The organism is Streptomyces sp. NPDC060198, assembly GCF_042728415.1.
Classification (GTDB): domain Bacteria; phylum Actinomycetota; class Actinomycetes; order Streptomycetales; family Streptomycetaceae; genus Streptomyces.
Genome location: NZ_JBHWZJ010000598.1, coordinates 1 through 2,734, shown reverse-complemented (window position 1 = coordinate 2,734; position 2,734 = coordinate 1). Strand labels below are relative to the sequence as shown.

Sequence of the window (2,734 nt, the reverse complement as noted above, 5' to 3'; positions counted from 1 at the left end):
CCCTACTTGGGGCGCCTGGGTCTTTTTTTAAAAACACACTGGACCGGTTACTCCCCCCCCCCCCCCCCCGCCCCGGCGGCCCCCCCCCCGGGTTGAGGGGGCGCACGCAGCTGTCGTCCCGGCCGCGTCGCGCGCCCGGGTCATCGAGCCCGGGTCATCGAGCCCGGGTCATCGAGCCCGGCTCATCGAGCCTGGTTCACTGCGATCCCTTGAAGCCGTCGCCCTCGACGATCAGTCCGGCGACCAGGGCGCCCGACATCCCGGCGTGCGCGGGACCGCCACCGGGGTGCGACCAGCCGCCCGCCAGGTACAGCCCCGGCAGCCGGGTGCGGTTGGCCGCGTGCAGCCGGGCCCCCGCGGCTCCCGCCAGTGCGGGTGGCGGCACCGAACCGCCGGCGGCCCCCGTCTGCGCCTCGGTCTCGGCGGGGGTGCGCACCTCGGTGTCCAGGACCCGCTCGCGCAGCCCGGGGACCGCCTTCGCGGCGGCGGCGATCACCGTCGCGGTGTACCGCTCGCGCGACGCGGGGTCGTTCCAGTCCACCGGGCCGTGCGGGGCGACCGTGGCCACCAGCGTCACCGCCTCGTGGTCCGCGTCCGGCCGGGTCGCCGGGTCGTCCGGGCGCAGCACGGTGACCGTGGGGACCTCGGCCGGCCGCCCGGCGAAGAGCGCCTCCTGCTCCGCCGCCCCGTCCGGCGCGTGCACCACCGTCCGGTGCGGGGCCCCGGTGTCCCGGCCGCCGCGCAGCGAGAGCATCACCACGAAGCGGCCCGGCAGCCGCCCGGCCCCGGGGTGCGGCTGCACCGGAACATCCCCGTCCGCCCACAGGGCCGTCCCCGGCACCAGGTCCGGGCGGGGCCGTACGCCCAAGACCACGTGGTCGGCCTCGGCCGGCGTACCGTCCGCCAGCTCCACCCCGGCCGCCCGGCCGTCCTTCTCCACGACCCTGACCACCTCGGCGCCGAACACGAACTCCACCCGCCGCGCCAGGCACCGCTCGTACAGCGCGTCGGCCAGCGCCCGCATCCCGCCCGCCACGTACCAGGTGCCGAAGGTCTCCTCCATGTACGACAGCAGCGCGGCGCTCGCCGGAGCCTCGCGCGGGTCGAGGCCGTACGACAGGGCGCAGCCGTCGAGCAGGGCGGCCAGCCGGGGATCGGCCAGCTCCCACGCGCCGACCTCGGCCAGGGTGGCGGCCTGCCGGGCTCCGCGCAGCAGCCGACGCGTCCGGACGGCCGGGTACGGGTCACGGCCGAGCACCTGCCAGTCCGGCCGCAACGGCTCCTCCAGCAGCGGCCGGCGCGAGCGGTCCCAGGCATCCCGGGCCCGGTCGAGGAACTCGCCCCACCGGGCTCCCGCGCCCCCGCCGAGCGCCCCCTCCAGGGCGGCGACCACTCCGGCCCGGGAGGCATGGGGCAGCGAGACCCGGGTGCCGTCCGCGAAGACGTGATGGCTCGCCGGATCGACCTGGGTCAGCGTCACCCGCTGCTCCAGGGACTCCTTGCCGGTCTTGACGAAGAGGTCCCGCTGCACGGCCGGCAGGTGCAGCAGGGCCGGACCGGTGTCGAAGACGAAGCCGTCCCGCTCATGCCGCCCGAGGGAGCCGCCGTACGTGTCCGACCGCTCGTACACCGTCACCCGGTGGCCTGCCACCGCGAGCCGGGCAGCCGCCGCCATGGCGCCCGTCCCGGCGCCGATCACCGCAATTCGTGCCATGCCGGTGACTGTATCGACCACCGGCCGACGCCCGGGCGCCAGGTCGCGCCGCCTGCCGGGGCCGGCCGGGAGGTCAGCCGTACGCCGGTCAGCCGTACGGCCAGCGCCGGCCGACTCCGGCCGTCTCCCGCTCCTGCCGCCGCTGCGCCCGGCGGCGGAGGTAGCGGCGGATGCGGGAGGCGAGCAGACAGAGCGCCAGCAGGCCGAGCGCCAGCAGCACCGCCGCGACGGAGGCCGCCGCCACCGGATGGAATATCGCGAAGGTGATGATCCCCGCCACGCCGAGATCCTCCGCCGTGCTGACCACCACGTTGGTGAACGGCTCGGGGGAGGTGTTGACCGCCATGCGCGTACCGGCCTTGACCAGGTGGCTCAGCAACGCCGTCGAACCGCCGACCGCCCCCGCCGCCAGCTCCGGCAGCGATCCGGAGTCGCCCGCCAGCAGCGCGGCGACGACCGCCCCGGAGACCGGCCTGACCACGGTGTGCACCGTGTCCCAGGCGGTGTCCAGATACGGGATCTTGTCCGCCACCGCCTCCAGCAGGAAGAGCAGCGCGGCCACGACGAGAACGTCGGTGCGCTGCAGGGACGCGGGGACCTCGTCGGTGAGGCCGGTCGCGCCGAAGACGCCGAGGAGCAGGACCACCGCGTACGCGTTGATCCCGCTCGCCCAGCCGCTCGTGAAGACCAAGGGGAGTACGGACACGGAGGCGATCGTAGCCACCCCGCGGCGGCTGCGGATGGGCTCCCGCACACAGGTCTGAGTACGCGTACCCAGTGCCTCGGATGAGTAGGTGTGCGGATGGGCCGCCACCCGCTCGGACGGAAGAGTGGGGGCATGGAAGGGGCGCGGTGCCCGGACCGCCGGCACGGGGCGGCGGACGGTCCGTGTCTTTGACACAACGGGGGCGCACGACGCAGGAGCCAGGGGCCACGGGGGACCGGGGCCACGGGGGAAAGCTCTTGCGGCAGTTCGCGGGACGCCGGTCCGGTGGAGTTCGAGGGGGATCGAACTCCACC

2 protein-coding genes are annotated in these 2,734 nt (G+C 75.5%); both read right to left on the bottom strand.

Annotated features, from left to right (window positions below):
• Window positions 1-196: 196 nt before the first annotated feature.
• Complete coding sequence (locus tag ACFWEP_RS33915; RefSeq protein ID WP_387376043.1) at window positions 197-1,714, bottom strand: phytoene desaturase family protein; 1,518 nt, start codon at window positions 1,712-1,714, stop codon at window positions 197-199.
• A gap of 88 nt (window positions 1,715-1,802) precedes the next feature.
• The gene (locus tag ACFWEP_RS33910; RefSeq protein WP_387376040.1) at window positions 1,803-2,420 is read right to left on the bottom strand and encodes a DUF4126 domain-containing protein; all 618 of its coding nucleotides are present in this window, start codon (window positions 2,418-2,420) and stop codon (window positions 1,803-1,805) included.
• Between the last annotated feature and the right edge of the window lie 314 nt (window positions 2,421-2,734).

Bases quoted from the DNA above. Each gene is read 5' to 3' on its own strand.
- ACFWEP_RS33915 (WP_387376043.1), bottom strand. From the start codon at position 1,714: ATGGCACGAATTGCGGTGATCGGCGCCGGGACGGGCGCCATGGCGGCG.